Here is a 21,501-nt window from a genome sequence, read left to right as displayed (position 1 = left end):
TTTATTTCCCTAAGAAAACTGATAAAAGCCGTGTTTTTGTTTGTTTATGTGCAAAATTTGTAAAACTTGCGGCGGCTTTGTGATCAAAGTCTATCTATATATTGTAGCTTAAACACAACATATAGGGGTTCATTTGTTTGCGAGTTACAAGATAGTGCTGTTACCCCAATTTTTCAAGGTACAGATTTGGGATGACTTGTGGATAACTAACAAAATTAAAAAAATCAGTAAGTGGACACTAACCGATGAGAAAAGGGCTGACTTGAATGGGGAAAATTACGTTTTTCAGATCGGTTCATAAATAACCGTATGTAAAAATATTTTCCTTGATCTTTGACAGTTTTTGTTTGTTAAAAATAGATTGGTCAAAATGGAATCTAGAGCACTTTTTTTCTACAGAAATTGACAAAAAAAGCGGCGCTTATGTGCTACCGCTTTCCCATAAATTTCATATCGAGTTTTGCCTAATCACGAACAATGCCGCGATCCAAAAAATCAATATTTAGTAGTGTGAACGATGTAGTTTACATCCACATTACGACCGAGCTTGTAGCTGTCGTTAAGAGGGTTGTAGTGCAAACCTGTGATGCCCATTTCGGTTAGGTCAGTTTGATCAATCATCTTCATCATTTCTGCTGGTTTGATGAACTTCTCATGGTCGTGTGTGCCTTCCGGAACGATTCTCAGCAGTTTCTCTGCGCCGACAATAGCAAACAGGTAAGATTTCATGTTGCGGTTTAAAGTTGAGAAGAAGACATGGCCGCCTGGTTTCACGAGCGCTGCACAAGAACGAATCACAGAAAGAGGATCTGGCACGTGCTCAAGCATCTCCATACAAGTCACCACATCATAGGTGCCAGCATTTTCAGCGGCGTGGTCTTCGATTGTGCTTTGGATGTAAGTCAGTTTAGTACCCGTCTCTAGTGCGTGCAGGCGCGCGACTTCTAGAGGTTCTTTACCCATATCTAGACCGGTAACGACGGCGCCTTCTTTTGCCATGCTTTCCGCAAGGATACCGCCGCCACAGCCAACATCGAGCACCTTTTTGCCAAATATACCGTCAGCTTTCTCTAGGACATAGTTCAAGCGAAGCGGGTTAATTTGGTGAAGTGGTTTGAATTCGCCTTCTAAATCCCACCAACGGGAAGCCATCTCTTCGAATTTCTTAATTTCACTTGGGTCGACGTTTTGTGCTTTTGTCATGATAGTTATATCGCTTCGCTAATAGTCCTTTGGAAGGCGTGATTATACTCCAATGGTACGATACGTTAAAACTGCTTCTTTTCTCACAATCGCTACAGGAGAGATTTTTGAGCGGTATTGGTGGAAATGTAGTCAGTTTTCAGAAAGATATGGGATGAATGTGCAAATTCTCTTCATTTAACTCATAACGAAGCTCACAACCTGATAAAACGAGTGGGAAAGTGATGCCCCGTTGATGAATTGTGTGTTATATTTTTGCACCTTACACGTATCGTAATTACGATCAGATAATAGAGGGATAATGGCTCTATGAGCGATTTAGCTAAAGAGATCACGCCCGTAAACATTGAAGATGAGCTTAGAGGTTCATACCTAGACTACGCGATGTCAGTAATCGTGGGTCGTGCTCTTCCAGATGTGCGTGATGGCCTAAAACCAGTACACCGCCGCGTTTTATTCGCGATGAACGTACTAGGCAACGATTGGAACAAACCATATAAAAAATCAGCCCGTGTTGTCGGCGACGTAATCGGTAAATATCACCCACACGGTGATAGTGCTGTGTACGACACAATCGTACGTATGGCTCAGCCGTTCTCACTTCGTTACATGCTGGTCGATGGTCAAGGTAACTTTGGCTCGATCGATGGCGACTCTGCTGCGGCAATGCGTTATACCGAAGTACGTATGGCGAAAATTGCCCACGAACTTCTGGCTGACCTAGATAAAGAAACCGTGGACTACGTACCTAACTACGATGGTACGGAGCAAATCCCAGCGGTTCTTCCAACTAAAATTCCTAACCTATTGGTAAACGGTGCTTCTGGTATCGCGGTAGGTATGGCAACCAACATCCCACCGCACAACCTTGGCGAAGTGATCGATGGCTGTCTTGCATTCATCAATAATGAAGAAATCACGATTGATGAACTAATGGATTACATTCCTGGTCCTGATTTCCCAACGGCAGCGCTAATCAGCGGTCGTAAAGGCATCGTAGACGCGTACAAAACTGGTCGCGGCAAGATCTACATGCGTTCAAAAGCGGAAATCGAAGTGGAGAAGAATGGTAAAGAAACCATCATCGTCACTGAAATCCCTTACCAGGTAAACAAAGCTCGCTTGATCGAAAAGATCGCTGAGCTAGTTAAAGACAAGAAAGTAGAAGGCATCAGTGCACTACGCGACGAGTCTGATAAAGACGGTATGCGTATCGTAATTGAATGTAAGCGCGACGCTGTGGGTGAAGTGGTTCTAAACAACCTTTACGCACAAACTCAGCTTCAAACGACTTTCGGTATCAACATGGTTGCGCTAAACAACGGCCAGCCACAGCTATTCAACCTAAAAGACATGTTGAAGTGCTTCGTTGACCACCGTCGTGAAGTTGTAACTCGTCGTACTATCTTCGAACTACGCAAAGCGCGTGAACGTGCTCATATCCTTGAAGCTCTTTCTCTTGCTCTTGCAAACATCGATGAAGTTATCGAGCTAATCAAAAACGCACCAACACCTGCTGAAGCAAAAGTTGGCTTGGTATCGCGTGGTTGGGATCTTGGTAACGTAGCATCAATGCTTGAGCGTGCTGGTACTGATGCAGCCCGTCCTGAATGGCTAGAAGATCAATACGGTATCCGTGATGGTCTGTACTACCTAACTGAGACTCAAGCACAAGCTATTCTAGAACTTCGTCTACACCGTCTAACCGGTCTAGAGCACGAGAAGATTCTTGATGAATACAAAGCACTTCTAGATGAAATCGCAGAGCTAATGCACATCCTTGCAAGCACTGAGCGTCTAATGGAAGTGATTCGCGAAGAGCTTGAAGCAGTTCGCGATGGTTACGGTGATGCTCGTCGTACCGAAATCACAGCAGCTACCCATGACATCGACATGGAAGAGCTGATTGCTCGTGAAGACGTAGTAGTAACTCTGTCTCACGAAGGTTACGTTAAGTACCAAATTCTAAGCGACTACGAAGCTCAGCGCCGTGGTGGTAAAGGTAAGAGTGCAACGAAGATGAAAGATGAAGACTTCATCGAACGTCTGCTTGTTGCAAATACTCACGATAACATTCTGTGTTTCTCTACTCGTGGTAAGACTTACCGTCTGAAAGTTTACCAATTGCCTCATGCAACTCGTACTGCACGTGGTAAGCCAATCGTAAACATCCTTCCTTTAGAGGAAGGTGAACGTATCACTGCAATTCTTCCTGTTGATGAGTTCTCACCAGAGAAATTTATCTTCATGGCGACAGGCGATGGTACGGTTAAGAAGACCCCACTGAACCAGTTTGCAAACGTACGTTCAAACGGTCTAATCGCTGTGAACCTACGTGATGATGACTCACTAATTGGTGTTGATATCACAAACGGCGATAGCGACATCATGCTGTTCTCTAAAGCAGGTAAAGTGGTTCGCTTCAGCGAAGACAAAGTACGTGCAATGGGTCGCACAGCGGCAGGTGTTCGCGGTATGAAACTAGCAGACGAAGACCAAGTTGTTTCTCTAATCGTTCCGTCTAACGAAGGCGATATCCTAACGGTTACACAAAACGGCTACGGTAAGCGTACTGAACTAGCGGAATACCCAACGAAAGGTCGTGCAACTCAGGGCGTTGTGTCTATCAAGGTTTCTGAGCGTAACGGTCCAGTTGTTGGTGCGGTACAAGTAGAAGAAGGCGACGAGATGATGATGATCACCGACGCTGGTACTCTAGTACGTACACGTGTTGCGGAAGTGAGCCAAGTTGGTCGTAACACTCAAGGTGTGACACTTATCCGTACAGCTGAAGACGAATCAGTAGTTGGCCTACAACGTATCGACGAAGTTGAAGAAGTTGAATTGCCAGAAGGTGAAGAAGCAGAAGCAACAGAGGCGAACGCAGAAGGTCAAGCTCCTGAAGCGCCAGCAGCAGACGATGCAGCAGAAGGTTCAGAAGAAGAGTAAGCTTAAGCTTCTTCTTAATCGCTAAATTTGAAAGCCGAGCATAACGCTCGGCTTTTTTGTATCTGTATCAACGCAATCGAGACAAGAAATGCGTACACTGGCGTTATCTTTATTGAAAGGATGCGTTATGTCTGTTTGGTTCTTTGTTGCCATCTCCTTGATGGGGTTGTTCATTGTTCTCTTGTCTTTGAGTGCATCAAAAGTGAAACCTGCTCAGTGGTTTGGCTTTTGTTTGTTGGTACTCGTCGTGACCAGCGCAAGTTTCTTATTGCTGCGTCTGACACCGCCTCAACCAATCCAAGTAGAAATGTCTCGAATGATGACTGCTCGCGATATAATGCAGGAAATCCAAGGTCAACTGAGTGAAGACCCAAATAACGCTGAGTTATGGTTCCAGTTAGGGCAGGACTATCTGCTAGAAGGTGAGTTGGATGGTGCGTTGATTTGTTTTGATTACGCGATCCAACTGACGGAACCTGTCAGTGCCACGCAACTTGCTGCCAAGGCAACCACTTTATACTACATCCACCAACAATCTATGACGCAAGAAGTCAGCCTGCTTCTGGAGCAAGCTCTACAGATAGAACCGCGCAATGAAGCGGCTTTGTCTTTGATCGCAAATGACCATTTTCTGTCATTCCGCTTTCAGGAAGCCATTGATACTTGGGTACTATTATTAGATTCTAATGATCCAAATTTAGATAGAGTGCAGATCATTCATTCTATCAACAAAGCAAAAGAGCTGTTGTAAGCGTACAATTTAACAAGCGGTAGAGGGAAAGGTGGGCAACGAATGAAAAATAAGGCACTAAGCATATTGGTTTTGCTGTGCGGCTCTGTATTAGCGGGTTGTAGCTCTTCCGATCATTCTGGTTCTTCCTCTTCGGTTTATTATTCTTCAGGTTATTACGATCCGTGGTGGTACGATCATGACGACTACTGGATTTATTACTATCCGGGTTGTTGCGACAACGACGACGAATACAAAGAGAAACTAGAAGAGTGGTGGAATGGCTTAGATGAAGACCAACAGCAATCCATCAAAGACAAAGTCGAGGATTGGAAGGACGATGATATGTCCGCCAATATCGATAACATGAAACGCCAACTCGACGATCATTGGCAATCATTGCCTGACGAGCAAAAGCAAGAGATTCAAACTAAGTGGGAGAATCGTCCAGAACGTATTGAGCCAGCGGCTTTACAAGACAAAGCGGTGAAAGAAAAGCTGCAACAAAGAAAAGCACTGCCTGAGACTCAAATTCAACGTCCTGCTGCAAGACCTAATGTGCAAATGCCTAAAACGCGGCCAAATATTCAGCCTAGACCGAGGCTGCCTCGTCGCTAGTTTATTTTTCTCTATCTCTTTATTAAAAACAAAGGGCGCTTTCTGCGTCCTTTGTTTTATCTGCGTAACCTCAATGCAATCGATACTGATCAGTATGTAGCTTGACGTTCGGACGCGGCTTTATCCCTGTCCGGAACGACAGTCTCTAGGAAGTGTTTCTCCTCTTTGTTCATTTTTTCCATATCCATATCCATATCAAGTGCTTCTCGTGCTTTCGCTTTGGTTGAGATATCTGGAATTTGTACTGGTTCAGTAATACCCTTGGTTGCCAGTAAACGAACTAGCTTGGTTCGAGTATCTGCTGCGCGGTCAACTGCAGTACCCAGTACTTCAAGTGCCACCTCAGGTGCATGCATGTGCACGCCTGAGAGGCAATCGCGTAATCCCAACGCCATTGGGCATGACGAATATCTTGTAGGATTGGCTGCATTTCATCTTCTGTTGCACCTGCTTTCAGGGTGGTTCTGTTCAAAGGCGTCATTTCAAACTTCAATCTTTAGCCAGTCGAGCTTATACCGCATACATCGCTATTGGCTTGCTAGTTATTGCAACAGCCATTGTTTTCCTAGGTACTTTCTACCCAATGGTTTATCAGTTACTCGGGTTAGAAAACTTATGGCATGGTGATTACTACGTTACATTGGGTGATAAAGTGGAAACCCATGCTGATGCAATCAAGGTTCAGTACCGTGCTGGTATTTGGTGGATATGGTCAGGCGGGTTATTAGCAGTGTTTGGTGCGCTTATGATAGGTGTAAAGAGAAGGAGAGAAGCTATCCATGAGATCGAGAAATTCGCTTAAACTCGCAGGTCTCGTTACGGCTGTCGCTGTGTTTTCGGCTGTGACCGCGATTGGGTTATCTGAGCGACCAAATGTAGAATTGTCCCAACAGCGAAATTTAGAGGTTCCTAATTTTAGTTCAGAATCTTTGATATCTGGTGAGATGATTTCGAAACAGTTACTCAAAAGTGACCGATATAAATTATTGAATGTTTGGGCATCTTGGTGCGGAATATGCAGACGAGAGCATTAGGAGCTATTGCAGCTATCAGAACTCGGTGTACCTATCGTTGGACTTAATTACAGAGACCAAAAACAAGCTGCATGCGAATATTTGAGCTCCAAACGAAACCCATATATTGAAGTGATCAGTGATCCAAATGGAAAGCTCGCTGTTGAACTTGGTGTGATTGGAACACCTAAAACCTACTTGATTGATCAAAATGGTCGTGTGTTGATCAAATATCGTGGGGAGTTAACACCAGATAAATGGAACGATATATTTTCAGGATATTTGAATGTTTCGATTTAATTATCTTCTCTTGAGTTTAATGGTGTTTTTGTTATTTTTTCCGCTTACAAAGTCGTGAGATTTACAACAGAATGATGTTCTGTTTGAGTTTCATTCTATTGAAGTGTAACAGCGCGCAACCTCGCTAGCCAAGACTTTACGATGTCCTCAATGCCAGAACCAAAACTTGGTTGAATCCAACGCACAGGCGCCAAAAGACCTGCGCTTAAAGGTTAATACGATGGCGAATGAGGGCAGTTCAAACCAAGAAATAAGGGACTATCTCGTTGCTCGTTATGGGAATATTGTTCTTTATGAGCCGCCATTTAATTATTCCACTGCGCTACTGTGGATCTTTTCGCTGCTATTTTTGATCTTTTTTGTCTTATATTCGATCAGAGTGGTAAAGCGTAATTAATGTGACCACTATTCCACTATTAGAAATAAATTGTGCACATAACAAGCAGAATGTTATCATTTTCCCGAATTTATGAAGGCTTCAGTGAATATCAGACCATAAAAATTGAGCTGGAGAAGTAATAAAGAACGAATAGGTGTACGCAGTGGATTCAGTTATATCGCAATTAAAAAAGGACTTTTATTCGCAGATTCGTGCGTTCCAGTCACCGAAGCTGCCACAAGTCACCCCGACTCTCGCCGTTTTAACCGACGAGGAAATTCAAGAACTCGAAGCCGTTTGGATTGAGCTTGCCGTTTGGAAGCGCAGTCAAACGCATTAAAATCAAACGCTTTATCGACGCATTCGAAACCCCAGACAAATTTGTCTGGGGTTTTTTATTGTAGTTAGTTTTAAATGTTATATTATAACAATTGTAGAGCCGGCCAGCGGGTTTCATCCTCTAGGATTTCCAGCTTGTCACAATAAGAATAGGGCTCGTTGTGATCTCAACATTGAAAAATGTGGTATCAATCCCCATAGTTGAAGAGCAAATGAGAGCAATCCCATGAATGCGATAACGAAAATGCATCAAGCAATAAATCGAGTGAGTGTAGATATGGCGGAAGTACGAGCCAGAGTAGATTTTAAAGTCGGGGCAAAAAGTAACATTGATGCCGAAATCCTGTCTTTCCGTGGTCTAAAGACGGATAAAGAGCATGTTGCGATTATCTTCAAACAAGCGGACCAGACACAGGAAATGCCTTTAGTTCGTATGCACTCTGAGTGTTTGACTGGCGATGTTTTCCACTCTTCACGCTGTGACTGCGGCGAACAATTAGAAGAGACCATCAACCGCATGGGTGAGTCTGGCGGCATTATCCTTTATCTTCGTCAGGAAGGCCGTGGTATCGGGCTTTACAACAAGATTGACGCGTACCGTTTACAAAGCCAAGGCATGAACACGTACGAAGCAAACAATCATTTGGGCTTCGACGACGACCTACGTGATTTCACGGAAGCGGCGCAAATGCTAGAAGCATTGGGTGTGAATAAGATCCGCCTTGTGACAAATAACCCGAAGAAAATTCGCGAGCTGTCGGAATACGGGATTGAAATCTCAGAAGTTGTCAATACGTCTGCCCACATCAAAGACGGTAACGAAAGCTATCTTAAGGCGAAAGTTTCTCACGGGAAACATCACCTAAAGGTTTAATCCTAAAGATAAAACTGACAATAAAACATTCTAAAAGCCTCATTTTTATGAGGCTTTTTTTGTATCTGGAGTTGCAAATAAATTGTAAATTTGTATTATCTTGGGACTAAAAGTGCAAATAAGAATAATTAGCACTACTAATACGATAATTAAAATGCTCAACAAGGATGCTTCAGATGAATGCAAAAACAGTTTTAGTCCAATCTATTGCTGCATCACTTCTCATTGCCAGTGGTTCTACGGTTGCTGCTACAGTAACTAAACAACAAGTTGTCGAACATTATGCAGACGTGGCGCACGCTGTGTTTGCCGATTCTCTAACGACTGCTCAAACGCTCGACGTAAAAATTGACGAATTCCTAAAATCGCCCTCAGCGAAGAAGCTTGAAGAAGTAAAACAAGCTTGGCTAGATTCTCGCGTGCCTTACCAACAGTCTGAAGTTTTCCGTTTTGGTAACGCGATTGTTGACGATTGGGAAGGCCAGTTAAACGCGTGGCCACTTGATGAAGGTCTGATCGACTACGTAGCGGCTGATTACCAATACGAACTAGGTAACGAAGGCGCGGCTGCAAACATCGTAGCAAACACTAGCTTACAGATTGGTGCTTCTAAGCTCGATGTTTCAAAAATTACGCCAGAGCTCATTGCAGACTTGAATGAAGTGGGCGGCTCTGAGGCAAACGTAGCCTCTGGTTACCACGCAATTGAATTCTTGCTTTGGGGTCAAGACCTTAACGGCACAGATGCAGGTGCAGGTCAGCGCGCTTATACAGACTTCGTTGTGGGTTCTGAGTGTACGAATGGTCACTGTGACCGTCGTGGTGAGTACCTGAAAGCGGCAGCCGATCTACTGGTTCAAGACCTAGAGTGGATGGAAAAGCAGTGGTCTGCAGACGTGAAAGGTAACTACCGTGAAGAGCTACTAAATGACTCAGCGGATAACGGTTTGCGTAAGATGCTATTTGGTATGGGTTCTCTTTCTCTAGGTGAGCTAGCGGGTGAACGTATGAAAGTAGCACTAGAAGCGAACTCTACAGAAGATGAGCACGATTGTTTCTCAGACAACACGCACAACTCTCACTACTACAATGAGCAAGGCATCTACAACGTTTACACCGGTACTTACAAAGGCGTAAGCGGTAAAGAACTGTCTGGCCCAAGTATTGCTGACCTTGTCGCTCAAAAAGACAAGAAAGCAGCGGAAGAGATTCAAAAGCAGTTTGATACAACACGTAGCCAAGTCGGTGAGCTAGTGACTTCAGCAGAGAAGAACAACCAGCATTTCGACCAACTAATTGCGGCGGGTAACGCACAAGGTAACGCACTAGTTAACGACACTATCATGTCGCTGGTAGCGCAAACCGGTGCTATTGAGCGTGCGGCGAACATTGTCGGTATCGACAGCCTAAGCCCAGATACTGCTGACCACGACTTTTAATAAGAAAACCATAATAAATAAGGGCTCTTTGTGAGCCCTTTTAACGTTTGAGCTCGTTGTTATCACCCTTGTTGTATATATAGAGCAATGATATGAAGCCATACCTAATTTCAGCGCTAGCCGCGATCCTTTCTTCTTCTGCCATGGCTTACGATGTTAAGTCTGGTGGCAAAACCAGTGTTAAAAAAGACGGCGCAAACGCTTATTCTCTTCCCGCTGCTAACTTACCAATGAGTAAGCGTCTTGATTTCAGCGTGGGCAACAGTTTTTTCCGTAATCCTTGGGTCCAAGCACCAGCATCGACAGATGCTCGTGATGGCCTAGGCCCATTGTTCAACACCAATGGTTGTCAGAACTGTCACATCAAAGATGGCCGTGGTCATCCACCAGAAAAAGACGATTTACATGCGGTGTCTATGCTGGTGCGTTTGAGTATCCCCGCAATGACGCCAGAACAAAAGACAGCGTTCATCAAAGACGGTAGCATACCTGAGCCAACTTATGGTGGCCAGCTTCAAGATTTCGCACTGCAAGACCAAACGCCAGAGGGCAAAATCGAAATCACTTATACCGATGTACCAGTGACATTTAAAGATGGCACGACAGTGACGCTGAGAAAGCCGCACCTAAACATTACCGATTTAGGGTATGGCGACATGCATCCGGATACTGAATTTTCAGCGCGTGTGGCGCCACCAATGATCGGCCTTGGCTTGTTAGAGAGTATTCCAGACGAAACACTGTTGGCTTGGGCTGATGAACACGATGCCAACAAAGACGGTATCTCAGGCAAAGCAAACAAGGTTTGGGATATTGAGAAGGACGACTTCTCGATTGGCCGTTTTGGGTGGAAAGCCGGACAGCCGACGCTAATGCAACAAAATGCCGCGGCATTCAATGGCGATGTCGGTTTGACGAGCCACTTATTCCCGAATGAAAACTGTACCTCGAATCAAACCATTTGTGACGAGATGCCAAATGGCGGTGAGCCGGAAGTGAGTGAGAACATTCTCGACTTTGTGGAGTTTTACAGCCAGCACCTAGCAGTACCAATTCGTCGTAATGTGAACGATCCTAGTGTGAAACTTGGTCAGAAAATTTTTGCTACTTCTGGTTGTGAAAGCTGCCACAAGACCAATGTAAAAACGGCCAAGCGACCAGAGTTGCCAGCGCTTTCTGAGCAGTTAATCCACCCATACACCGACATGCTTCTGCATGACATGGGAGAAGGCCTAGCCGATAACCGTCCTGAATACTTAGCAAACGGCCGTGAATGGCGAACGGCACCGCTATGGGGTATTGGATATACCGAAGAGGTTAACGGACACACTTACTTCTTGCATGATGGTCGCGCTCGTAACTTGATGGAAGCGGTATTGTGGCACGGCGGTGAAGCGGAAACCGCTAAACAAAATGTTTTAGCTCTGAACAAAAAAGAACGTGATGCTCTCATAGCGTTTCTGAACTCTCTATAAGGACCCAACTATGAAAAAGACACTGTTAGTGAGTGCGATTGCCTCAGCGTTAAGTTTGGTTGGTTGCCAATCGACAACGGGAACAACCCCGACCAAGCCTGAGAGTACCAGCCATATTTCGCAAAATGTTTACGAAGTGGAGTTTAACGCTGCACAGGCATTTTTAGCGCAAACGGGTGAACTAGAGCGGAGCTTCGCAGATTACTGCGCTTTAGAAACGAAAGAAGATACACAAGTAAAACAGCAGTGGCATCAAACCATGCTTGCATGGATGGCATTGCAAGGGCAGGAGCGTGGCCCTGCGACGGCATTAGAGCAGAGTTGGAATGTTCAATTCTGGCCAGATAAAAAGAACACCACTGGTCGTAAAATGTCTATATTGACGAAATCTGCCCAAACTTGGAGTGCAGAAGATATCTCTACGCAAAGTGTTACCGTGCAAGGTTTAGGCGCATTGGAATGGCTGCTTTACGATCAGGCATCGACTTTATCTAGTAACAGTAATACTTGTGCGACGGGTGTTGCGATTGCAGAAAACCTCGATAACAAAGCGCAGATCATCGCGGATTCTTGGGCAGAGAACCCTTGGAAATCGCTAGAGATGACAGAATGGGAATCTGAGTACATTTCACTGCTCTCTAATCAGCTTGAATACAGCATGAATAAGTTGAGTCGCCCATTGGCGAAGATTGGTAAGCCTCGTCCTTATTTTTCAGAATCGTGGCGTTCAGAGACGTCGCTTTCGAACTTGAAAGCGAACCTTACCGCAATGGAAGCAATCTATTTTGCCGACGGTAACGGCCTAGATGCGCTATTGAGAGAACAAGGTCATGCGGATTTAGCTGATCGTGTTGTTCATCAGTTCGAGATGGCTTTAGATACATGGCCGGAAGATAAGAGCTTGTTTGCCGCGTTGCAAACAAAAGAAGGCTATCGGATGGTGCTAGCGCAATACAACAAACTAGAGCAATTGAAGTACTTGATCCACGAAGAAGTGGCTATCGAGCTTGGTGTGGTTATAGGATTTAATGCAACTGATGGTGACTGATCAAACCCGCCGAACCTTACTGAAAGCCGCTCTTTTCGGAGCGGCGGTTCCTGTTATGCCATTTGGTTGTGCTTCCACAAGCTCTCGTGAGCCTGCGTTGATTGGCTGTTCTATTATCGGCCGAGACAAATACGCGGCGGTGGTGGCCGATGAGCATGGCATGCCGCTCTCTTCGCTGCCTATTCCTGCGCGGGGTCATGGCGTGGCGACAAACCAGCAAGGCCATGCCGTGGTTTTTGGTCGACGACCTGGCACCTTCTTTATGGTGTTTGATTATCGCTCAGAGCAAATGATCAAGCTGCAACTGGCAAAACCGAATCGCCATTTCTATGGCCATGGTGTTTACTCTCATGACGGCACGTTGCTATTTGCGACAGAAGGAGAGAGGGGAACAAGCCGGGGGATCATTGGTGTTTATGATGTGCAAAAGCAATATCAAAAAATCGATGAGTTAACCGGTTTTGGTCTAGGGCCTCATGAAGTGATCATGATGCCTGATGGTGCACTTGCCATTGGCGTTGGCGGCGTACATACCAATGGTCGTCAACCGCTCAACCTTGATACGATGAAGCCAAGTTTGAGTTACTTGTCTCAACAAGGTGAGTTATTGGATCAAGTCTCTCTACCGGATCATAAGCTGAGCATTCGTCACTTAGCTCACGACGGTACGGAGACGGTACTTTGCGGTCAGCAATATCGTGGAGAACCGGATGAGTATCCAGCATTGATCGCCATGCACACCCGCGGTGGTGAGATGCAAGATCTACAAGCAGAGCCTGAAGAGTGGGCGCGATTCAATCATTATGTAGCGAGTATTGCCGCAACCGATGAATGGATCCTAGCCACTTCGCCACCGGGCAGTTGTTACGGGATTTGGTCCAAATCAACGGGCAAATTGGTCGAACTAAGTGCCTTACCAGACGCTTCAGGTGTGGTGATCTACGGTGACGAGTTTCGAGTCAGTTCTGGGGCGGGTAAAGTGGTTGAACAAAGGCCTACGGAGTCCAAAAATACCTTTGCTAGTGGTGTGCAGTGGGACAACCATTGGTCCAGAATTATTTAGAAAGATCATTGAGTAATCGTTTATTGAGAGTATTGTTGCCGTTTTCGTCTGCAGATTCTTAATTTAAAAGCTGCAACACGTGAGATATTTGCCATACTTTTTTAATGGCATGTGACGGAAGGATCGTTTCAGTGATTGCTAGATTTCTTATGATAACGGCACTTTTGGTGCCGTTTTGCAGCTTTTCAACCGTAGTTTCTCTTGATGCGTCTGCACAAACAGAGCAAGAGGGCGCGGTCGAAAAGCTCTCTGTTGAGAAGATGATCCATTACCCGGAGGTCATCGATCAACTATATCAAAGCACAAATTATCGTCTAAATTGGGAAAGTGAAGATGATGTTGCGCAGCTCATTTTCCAAATAGAGCTGGTGTCATTAGCAGATGTAACCCAAGAGTTTGACAATCAACTGCGTCGTATAGAACAAGTCCGTGAACAAGGTGATGAGCTCGATTTTGATCTTGTCATGACCGACTCCTTGCTTATGTACCTTTCCTATCTTGAGCAAGTGCCGGTAGAAGGCATCAACTGGTTATTTGCCAACAAGGTTCACGTTAAGTTTCCTGCACCAAGTATTGAAACCTTGTCGTTGTTAAGCAATGAAATTACGGTCGGTAAACTGGATCAGTTTCTTACCGACCTGCGTTCTCCATTGCAGATGGATGAATCATTCAATACCGCTTTTTCTTCACTATCTACTTACGCAAAATTTGAGTTTCCTCTTTACCAACAAGATCAAAGGCTAGCGCGTGTCGGTGATGAGCTGTTTGATAAGTCTAGCTTGATCGCTCGAATGCAAATTGTTGGTGTTGAAGTGGGGCATTTGGATACTGAAACCACGCTGTATGATGAAAACCTCGAGTTGGCTGTGATGGAGTTTCAGCGTATTCACGGTTTGAAACAAGACGGCATTATCGGCCCAAATACTTTGCGCTGGATTAACTTCTCACCGCAGCAGCGCTTACATTCATTAGCATTAAACGCAGAGCGATCTCGTATCTGGTCCAAAGAGCGTGACAATGTGGTATTTGTCAATGTACCTGGATATGAGGTGACGTATTGGCACGATGGCCAGCCACTGTTTGAATCTAAAGTTGTGGTAGGGAAGGCGTCACGCAAAACCCCGATCATGACCGGCACTATGGATTCTGTCATTCTAAACCCGACTTGGAATGTGCCTTGGAAGATCATGGTGAAAGACATTATCCCTAAGGTAAAACGCAATCCGATGTATCTGATGCAACACAATATCCAGATTATTCGCTCTTGGACATCGCGCGAGATCATTGATCCAACAACCATCAACTGGGCAACAGTGAACCCAAGAACTTTCCCATATCGTATGAGACAGTCATCTGGTTCACACAATGCTTTGGGGTTGTATAAATTCAATATGCCGAACCCACAAGCTATCTACTTGCACGACACACCAAGTAAAAATCTGTTCAATCAGGATCGTCGAGCGTTCAGTTCTGGTTGCGTTCGTGTCGAGAATGCTGACCAATTGGCAGAGCTACTCTTCAAGACACAGGGGCTGGAAGAGAGGCTAGCGAAAAAGCGTCAAAATGGTCGTCGCTCTAACACCTTTGTACCGCTTAGTGAACGAATTCAAGTGCATATCATCTATCAAACCGCATGGTTAGAAGAGGGCACCTTGTACTACCGTGATGATATTTATCAATACGATGATCAAGGTTGAGATTCGTTCTCAATTTAAAAAAATTTACAATTCATAAAATCTGTTTCCTGTTCAATAAGTAAACAGAAAATCCAGCCCAAAAGTGACAAGCCGGACCGATTTATGCATTTGACGCATCAAATTGGTTTCGGTAATGTCCGCTGCTCGTACAGTAATTGAGCAGTATTTTCTAATGGTAAGTCGTAATTTTTCTCGTCGTGATTTTCTTAAAATGACCGCTGGTGGTGTTGTGGTTGCTTCAACCATGCCGTCTGTGTCTTGGGCGTCATTACCCGACGAGCCTCGTGTGCTTGCGATGAATAACCTCAATACTGGTGAATTACTTGAATCGTGTTATTTCAACGGTTCGAGCTACGTAGATGAGGAACTAAAGCGTCTTGATAAGTTCTGCCGTGATCATCGCCGTAATGAAGTTCATCCAATGGATCGACGTTTGTTCGACCAAATCAGCCAAATTCAAAAACTGATCGGTACGGAAGCTGAAGTGATTGTGATTTCAGGCTACCGCTCACCGGTAACCAACGAGTCCTTGCGAAATAGCTCTTCCGGTGTTGCAAAGAAAAGCATGCACATGGAAGGAAAGGCGATCGATTTCCGTTTAGATGGCGTTAAGCTGTCGACTGTCCGTGAGGCAGCACTGAGCTTAAAAGCGGGTGGGGTAGGTTATTACCCGCGCAGTAACTTCGTCCATATCGATACCGGTACCGTTCGCTCTTGGTAACCGCGCTCTAAGCGGTTGTTTTCCCCGTTAGACAGCCGCTATTCCCCGATGTGCAAAGCTTGAAGTCGCTAGGGCTTAGTGTCATAGTTGCGGCAGTTTTCATGCAAGTTTATTCGGTATAGGTTATCTATGGCTCTGAAATACCAAGTTGTTCCAGTAACATCTTTCTCTCAAAACTGTTCTATCGTCTGGTGTGATGAAACCATGAAAGGCATTGTGGTTGATCCAGGCGGTGATGAAAAACAGCTTGCGATGCTTATCAAAGAGCTCGGTGTTGAAGTCGTGAACTTAGTACTAACACATGGTCATTTGGATCACGTGGGTGGCACTGAGCCACTGTCTGCACTGCTTGGTGGTACTGAGATTGTTGGCCCTCACAAAGCGGACAACTTTTGGTTACAGGGCCTAGAAGGTCAGAGCCAAATGTTCGGCTTTCCACTAACAGAAGCGTTTGAACCGCATCAATGGCTAAATGAAGGTGACAAGGTCACTTTTGGCAATCAAACTCTGAATGTTATTCACACTCCGGGCCATACTCCGGGTCACGTTGTGCTTTACAGTGAAGAAGCGCGTTTGGCGTTTGTTGGTGATGTTTTATTTAACGGCAGCGTTGGTCGTACAGACTTCCCACAAGGTGATTTCAACACGCTTATTAGCTCTATCAAAGACAAGCTATGGCCACTAGGTAATGATGTTACTTTTGTCCCAGGTCATGGCCCACAGTCAACGTTTGGCCACGAGCGCAAAACCAACCCATTCGTTGCTGACGAAATGCCGCTTTACTAAGGCGTTTCTGAATTAAGCATCTGGCTCGGCGGCCGCTAAGTAACGTCGAGCCAATCCCACAAACTCCTCCGCTTCTCTATCTAAGTCACTGGCTGAGATAAACACATCATAGCCGTAAAACTGTCTCTGATATTTCATCCTGTTTGCTAACATCGCTAACAAGCCGTCGTAATGAATGCCTTTTTGATTAATGTACGGCGCGGGATCGAGCACCATATCCTCAAACTTTGTTTCGCAGTTATTTTGTCTTGCGCCCAAGTAGAGTAAAGCCCTTTGCCCAAGCAAGATTTCTGTGGCGATGCGTGGACAAATCGCATTTAAGTAAGGAGAGTAGTGCTTTAATCGAATGCCTATCCAAGGTAAAGGCTGGTGCCAACCTTCTTGTTCGTAGGTACAAATACCAATGGAGTCAATATCTTGCCATCGAACTACCCAACCGCCTTTAAAGAGATGTTGTTGAAAGTGGGAGGAGGTCAGGGTAAAGGACACCTGGCTCTTTTTGATCATTACGATGGCAAAGCCGACAATGATGGCCATCAAGACCACTGATAACATGGCTTGTTTCCACCCTGGAGCAATCAGTACAAGAAACAAAGTGATCAGCACGACCAAGAGCATAATCAATTTGTTAATGGGCGAGTCAGATTTGAAGTGTGAGTTAGTCAGATGCAGCGTTTCCATGCTTTCAGCCTCAATGAATATTGGGTAGGAGGTATCGCTTTCTTAATATTCACCAATGTGCTTATTAAGTATTTAAAACCTCTGTTTTTATACCCAGTATTCAATAAATCCGTTCACAATTTATCTGATTAAATAGTAGACGTTCTATGCAGTCAGCGCATTTTTCATCGCGTTTCGCCGCTAAAACCTACAAATCGCTAATGAATTTTGGTATAAAACGCGCTTCAAATTTTCATCCCTGCTGAGATGCAGTGAACTGGAGAAATATTCAATGAGACTTGCTCATAAGCGTAAAGTGCAGATGAAACTGCAAAAACGCATTAAAGCGACAGTAGCAAATGTAGCTGCGGCACCTAAAGCAGAAAAACCTGTTGCTGAGAAAGCAGTAGCTGAGAAGAAAGTAGCTGCAGCGAAAACTGTTGAGGTTGCACTTACTCCTAAGCAACAACAAGTATTAGATATCGTTGTTGCTAATGCTGAAGGTATCAACCCTAAAGGTATTGGTCTAGCTGCTGGTCAAGAAGAAGCTAAAGCGGCATCATGGGCTACTGGCGCACTGAAGAAGCTTCTTGAAGAAAACCTAGTTCAAAAAGAGCAGTTAGCAGGCAACAAAGTTATCTATAAAGCAGTTTAATTACCGCTGTAATTCTGTTTCTTAATTGAATACCTCGACTTCGGTCGGGGTATTTTTTTACCTGAAATCTGTCTTTTCTCGATTTCTAATTGAAAATTCTAATGATACAAAGCCGTCATTTGTCACATTTTATTAAATACTGTGTAAATTCTTCCGCAGTCAACTACTTAAGTAGTTCCTCAACCTTACTGTTCTTGTTGCTTGTCTAACTCCCTGATTTATCGTTTATACAAAATATGTCCATCATAAAGACTACGTATTAGTACGTAATACTAATTGCTAACACTCGCTTGAAAGCGCAAATTTGTGCGTGTTCATGCCCATTTCTTACTTCCATCCAATGTCCCATCTTCTATAGCGAATCCTTATGTAATGGATGACAACAATAACCTTGGTGACAAAGGACGTGAACGATGAGTCTTATCCAAAAATCTTTGCAACGAGTGCTCAAAGCGACAGCGATGGTTGCGACCATGGCATTCGTAGCGACTTCTGCTAACGCTGCTGACGATAAAGTATATCGCTTGAAACTGGCGGAAACGTGGGGACCTAACTTCCCGATCTTTGGTGATGCGACAAAGAACATGGCCAAAATGGCAGAGGAAATGTCAAATGGCCGTCTACAAATCCGCATTGATTCAGCAAACAAACACAAAGCCCCACTTGGCGTGTTTGATATGGTGAAGTCCGGTCAATACGACATGGGCCACTCTGCTTCTTATTACTGGAAAGGCAAAGTGCCAAACACCCTTTACTTTACCTCTATGCCTTTCGGTATGCTGCCTACCGAGCAATACGCTTGGTTCTATTACGGTGGCGGTATGGAGTTGATGGAAAAGGTTTACTCGCCACACAACTTATTGTCATTCCCTGGTGGTAATACTGATACGCAGATGGGCGGTTGGTTCCAGAAAGAAATCAAATCAGTCGACGATCTACAAGGTCTGAAAATGCGCATCCCGGGCTTTGCAGGTGAAATCCTTGCTGAGCTAGGTGCGAAACCGACCAACATCGCACCGGGCGAGCTATACACTTCGCTTGAACGTCGTACAATCGATGCGTTGGAGTGGGTAGGTCCGTCTCTTGATTTACGTATGGGCTTCCACAAAATTGCACCTTACTACTACACAGGTTGGCATGAGCCAGGCACTGAGCTGCAATTCCTAGTCAACAAGCGTACTTGGGAGCGTCTACCGGATGATCTGAAAGCGATTCTTCAAGTGGCGATGAAAGCAGCAGCGTACGACATGTACACGCAATCTAAGCATGAGAGTGGTAAAAACTGGGCGTCTATCCAATCAGAGTACCCAGACGTTCAAGTGAAAGACTTCCCACCAGAGGTGACTGCTGCACTGCGTGAAGCGAACGTTCGTCTACTAAAACAGCATGCAGAAAAAGATGCTTTAGCAAAAGAAATTCAAGAATCGCAAGCTAGCTACATCGAGCAAGTACGCCCTTGGTCTGATATTTCACACCGAGCTTACCTAAATAGCCAAGCTCAACAATAACTTCATCAAGTGGGTGATATCGAGAGATTGAGCCTACAAATGAAGCCCAAGAAAAACTTCTCTTAGAGAAGACCATAAAAGTGCTCCGCGAACCAGCGGAGCCAATCCACACGTTCCATGGAGTTCGGAATGAGAAGCCTTATTTATATTGAGCGAACCTTTAACCGCTTCGGTGATTTTTTGGGGTGGTTATCCAGCATCCTCTTCATTTTATTGTTAGCGAACGTGGTGTACGACGTTGTCATGCGTTACGTGTTTAATGACGTGTCTATTGCCTTTCAAGAGATGGAATGGCATTTATTCTCCGCTGTATTTCTACTCGGTGTCCCTTACGCAATCAAATCGGGCGGCCATGTTCGAGTGGATATTTTCTACGAGCGCTTGTCCTACAAAGCGCAATCCATCATCGACATCCTAGGCACTTTATTTTTCTTATTCCCGTTCTGCCTATTGGTTGCTTGGTTTGGTATCGACTTTGCCAAAGAGAGCTATGCCCTTGGCGAAACGTCCGGTGATCCGGGTGGCTTGCCTTATCGATGGATCATTAAAGGCATGATCCCGCTGTCATTCTTATTTATGGCGGTCAGTGGTGTAGGTTTACTGCTTCATTCCATCAATAAAATTGTTAACCCTCATCTTATCTATGCCGGTAACAACGGTAAGTCGTAAAAGGAAGTCAGTATGATCGGTATAGTGATGTTTTTTGTAGCTCTGTTTGCGCTACTGCTTGGTTTTCCTGTTGCCTTTACCTTTGGTGGCATTGCATTAGTTTTCGGCGTATGGGCAGAAGGCATTGAGATGTTTGCATTCATGCCATATCGCATTCAATCTATCATGGAGAACACGGTGCTGATGGCAGTACCGCTGTTTGTTTTCATGGGGTTGGTATTACAAAAGACCCGATTGGCTGAGCAACTGCTTGAGTCGATGGGGCGTTTGTTTGGTGGTATTCGTGGCGGTATCGCTATCTCTACCGTTTTAGTGGGCGCGTTGCTTGCGGCATCGACGGGTGTGGTCGGCGCATCGGTTGTCGCTATGGGCCTAATATCGTTGCCAGTTATGCTTAAGTACAACTACGACAAAGGACTGGCCTGTGGCACCATTTGTGCGTCCGGTACGCTAGGCCAAATCATCCCGCCTTCAATAGTCTTAATTTTGCTCGGTGATGTATTAGGAGTACCCGTAGGTGACTTATTCCAAGCGGCTGTATGGCCGGGCTTAATGCTGGTGGGGGCTTACGTTGTCTACATTCTGATCTATGCCAAGCTTAACCCAGAGGCCGCTCAACCGATCAAGCGTGATGAATCCATCAGCCGCCAACAAGAAGTGATAACCGCGCTTAAAGCCGTATTGCCACCACTTGCACTGATTATTGTGGTTCTAGGTTCTATCTTTGCGGGTATTGCTACTCCGACCGAATCTGCGGCGTTGGGTGGCGCAGGTGCGATAGTGCTTTCTCTGCTTTACAGACAGTTCAGCTGGTCAATGGTGTATGAGGCGTCTAAAGAGACCGTAAAAGTGACCGCGATGGTGTTTGCAATCTTGCTTGGTGCGACGGCATTCTCAATGGCATTTACCTACACGGGCGGTGACTACCTTGTTGAAGAGTGGATGCTTCAACTTCCGGGTGAGAAGTGGGGCTTCTTGATTATTACCATGTTGGTGATTCTGATCCTTGGTTTTTTCATCGACTTTGTAGAAATCTGTTTCATCATCGTTCCTATTATTGCACCAGTGGCAGAGCTTATGGGGATCAACATGACGTGGTTTGCGATCCTGATTGCCATGAACCTTCAGACGTCATTCCTTACACCGCCATTTGGTTTTAGCTTGTTCTATTTGAAGGGCGTGGCTCCTGCGGGTGTAACAACGCGAGATATCTACCGTGGTGTGATGCCATTCATTGCGATTCAAATTGTTGTGCTTGCTTCATTGTTACTCTTTCCGGGCTTCTACGGCATGTCGTAATTCGGCTAGTCTAATGCGATCTGCGTAATGTAAGTGGGAGTGGCGAATTTGTGAGCTGAGAGTTTTTACCTTTTGA

Annotated in this window: 18 protein-coding genes and 4 pseudogenes; 19 read left to right on the top strand and 3 right to left on the bottom strand. The window is 45.0% G+C overall.

Annotation, left to right across the window (positions count from 1 at the left end):
- Positions 1-495 precede the first annotated feature (495 nt).
- Positions 496-1,203 carry a bifunctional 2-polyprenyl-6-hydroxyphenol methylase/3-demethylubiquinol 3-O-methyltransferase UbiG gene (ubiG, locus tag A8140_RS10045; RefSeq protein ID WP_005530443.1) on the bottom strand — a complete coding sequence of 236 codons (708 nt, stop codon included), beginning with the start codon at positions 1,201-1,203 and terminating at the stop codon, positions 496-498.
- A 309-nt stretch (positions 1,204-1,512) separates the two neighbouring features.
- Here ubiG and gyrA point away from each other — a divergent pair, with 309 nt between their 5' ends.
- The 3 genes from gyrA (at position 1,513) to A8140_RS10030 (ending at position 5,500) form a co-directional block, all read left to right on the top strand.
- Positions 1,513-4,152 carry a DNA gyrase subunit A gene (gene gyrA, locus A8140_RS10040; RefSeq protein WP_005430650.1) on the top strand — a complete coding sequence of 880 codons (2,640 nt, stop codon included), beginning with the start codon at positions 1,513-1,515 and terminating at the stop codon, positions 4,150-4,152.
- Between the two features lie 127 nt (positions 4,153-4,279).
- A complete protein-coding gene (locus A8140_RS10035) occupies positions 4,280-4,903 on the top strand; it encodes a tetratricopeptide repeat protein (protein ID WP_005530442.1) in 624 nt (207 codons plus the stop codon).
- A gap of 42 nt (positions 4,904-4,945) precedes the next feature.
- Positions 4,946-5,500 carry a hypothetical protein gene (locus A8140_RS10030; protein ID WP_005530440.1) on the top strand — a complete coding sequence of 185 codons (555 nt, stop codon included), beginning with the start codon at positions 4,946-4,948 and terminating at the stop codon, positions 5,498-5,500.
- A gap of 89 nt (positions 5,501-5,589) precedes the next feature.
- On the opposite strand, the pseudogene A8140_RS10025 reads toward A8140_RS10030, so the two are convergent.
- A pseudogene (locus tag A8140_RS10025) lies at positions 5,590-5,954 on the bottom strand (ammonia-forming cytochrome c nitrite reductase subunit c552); the annotation flags it as partial.
- A gap of 150 nt (positions 5,955-6,104) precedes the next feature.
- On the opposite strand from A8140_RS10025, the pseudogene A8140_RS25985 reads away from it, so the two are divergent.
- The 12 genes and pseudogenes from A8140_RS25985 to A8140_RS09965 form a co-directional block, all read left to right on the top strand.
- Positions 6,105-6,302, top strand: a pseudogene (locus A8140_RS25985) (cytochrome c-type biogenesis CcmF C-terminal domain-containing protein); the annotation flags it as partial.
- Positions 6,280-6,813, top strand: a pseudogene (locus tag A8140_RS10015) (DsbE family thiol:disulfide interchange protein). The pseudogenes A8140_RS25985 and A8140_RS10015, both read left to right, overlap by 23 nt.
- A 79-nt stretch (positions 6,814-6,892) precedes the next feature.
- Positions 6,893-7,210, top strand: a pseudogene (locus A8140_RS10010) (cytochrome c-type biogenesis protein CcmH).
- Positions 7,211-7,355: 145 nt separating this feature from the next.
- Complete coding sequence (locus A8140_RS10005) at positions 7,356-7,532, top strand: hypothetical protein (protein ID WP_005530431.1); 177 nt, start codon at positions 7,356-7,358, stop codon at positions 7,530-7,532.
- Between the two features lie 225 nt (positions 7,533-7,757).
- A complete protein-coding gene (locus tag A8140_RS10000) occupies positions 7,758-8,405 on the top strand; it encodes a GTP cyclohydrolase II (RefSeq protein ID WP_173399548.1) in 648 nt (215 codons plus the stop codon).
- Positions 8,406-8,581: 176 nt separating this feature from the next.
- Complete coding sequence (locus A8140_RS09995) at positions 8,582-9,844, top strand: imelysin family protein (protein WP_005530428.1); 1,263 nt, start codon at positions 8,582-8,584, stop codon at positions 9,842-9,844.
- Between the two features lie 92 nt (positions 9,845-9,936).
- A complete protein-coding gene (locus A8140_RS09990; RefSeq protein WP_005530426.1) occupies positions 9,937-11,319 on the top strand; it encodes a di-heme oxidoreductase family protein in 1,383 nt (460 codons plus the stop codon).
- Positions 11,320-11,329: 10 nt separating this feature from the next.
- Positions 11,330-12,367 carry an imelysin family protein gene (locus A8140_RS09985; RefSeq protein ID WP_005530424.1) on the top strand — a complete coding sequence of 346 codons (1,038 nt, stop codon included), beginning with the start codon at positions 11,330-11,332 and terminating at the stop codon, positions 12,365-12,367.
- Positions 12,348-13,430, top strand: a complete 1,083-nt coding sequence (locus A8140_RS09980; protein WP_005530422.1) for a DUF1513 domain-containing protein — start codon at positions 12,348-12,350, stop codon at positions 13,428-13,430. The genes A8140_RS09985 and A8140_RS09980 overlap by 20 nt, the downstream gene beginning before the upstream one ends.
- Before the next feature lie 131 nt (positions 13,431-13,561).
- On the top strand, positions 13,562-15,127 hold the full coding sequence (locus A8140_RS09975; RefSeq protein WP_005530420.1) for a L,D-transpeptidase family protein: 1,566 nt from the start codon (positions 13,562-13,564) through the stop codon (positions 15,125-15,127).
- A gap of 172 nt (positions 15,128-15,299) precedes the next feature.
- Entirely contained in the window at positions 15,300-15,848 is a 549-nt protein-coding gene (gene mepK, locus A8140_RS09970) for a peptidoglycan L,D-endopeptidase MepK (RefSeq protein ID WP_005530418.1), read from the top strand.
- A gap of 129 nt (positions 15,849-15,977) precedes the next feature.
- Positions 15,978-16,634, top strand: a complete 657-nt coding sequence (locus A8140_RS09965) for an MBL fold metallo-hydrolase (protein WP_005530416.1) — start codon at positions 15,978-15,980, stop codon at positions 16,632-16,634.
- A gap of 12 nt (positions 16,635-16,646) precedes the next feature.
- Here A8140_RS09965 and A8140_RS09960 read toward each other — a convergent pair whose 3' ends face one another.
- Positions 16,647-17,315: a DUF2982 domain-containing protein gene (locus A8140_RS09960; RefSeq protein ID WP_005530414.1), complete on the bottom strand. Its 669-nt coding sequence runs from the start codon at positions 17,313-17,315 to the stop codon at positions 16,647-16,649.
- A gap of 271 nt (positions 17,316-17,586) precedes the next feature.
- On the opposite strand from A8140_RS09960, the gene A8140_RS09955 reads away from it, so the two are divergent.
- The 4 genes from A8140_RS09955 to A8140_RS09940 all read left to right on the top strand — a co-directional run bounded on the left by A8140_RS09955 (position 17,587) and on the right by A8140_RS09940 (position 21,425).
- Positions 17,587-17,949 carry a hypothetical protein gene (locus A8140_RS09955; RefSeq protein ID WP_005530411.1) on the top strand — a complete coding sequence of 121 codons (363 nt, stop codon included), beginning with the start codon at positions 17,587-17,589 and terminating at the stop codon, positions 17,947-17,949.
- A gap of 413 nt (positions 17,950-18,362) precedes the next feature.
- Entirely contained in the window at positions 18,363-19,457 is a 1,095-nt protein-coding gene (locus A8140_RS09950; protein ID WP_005530409.1) for a TRAP transporter substrate-binding protein, read from the top strand.
- Positions 19,458-19,586: 129 nt separating this feature from the next.
- Positions 19,587-20,126: a TRAP transporter small permease subunit gene (locus A8140_RS09945; RefSeq protein WP_005530408.1), complete on the top strand. Its 540-nt coding sequence runs from the start codon at positions 19,587-19,589 to the stop codon at positions 20,124-20,126.
- Positions 20,127-20,138: 12 nt separating this feature from the next.
- Positions 20,139-21,425: a TRAP transporter large permease gene (locus A8140_RS09940; protein ID WP_038862539.1), complete on the top strand. Its 1,287-nt coding sequence runs from the start codon at positions 20,139-20,141 to the stop codon at positions 21,423-21,425.
- Positions 21,426-21,501 lie beyond the last annotated feature (76 nt).

Origin of the sequence: Vibrio campbellii CAIM 519 = NBRC 15631 = ATCC 25920 (assembly GCF_002163755.1) — a bacterium.
In the GTDB taxonomy this organism is placed as follows: domain Bacteria; phylum Pseudomonadota; class Gammaproteobacteria; order Enterobacterales; family Vibrionaceae; genus Vibrio; species Vibrio campbellii.
Note: the sequence above shows the minus strand (reverse complement) of the source record. Positions and strands in the feature narration are given on the sequence as shown.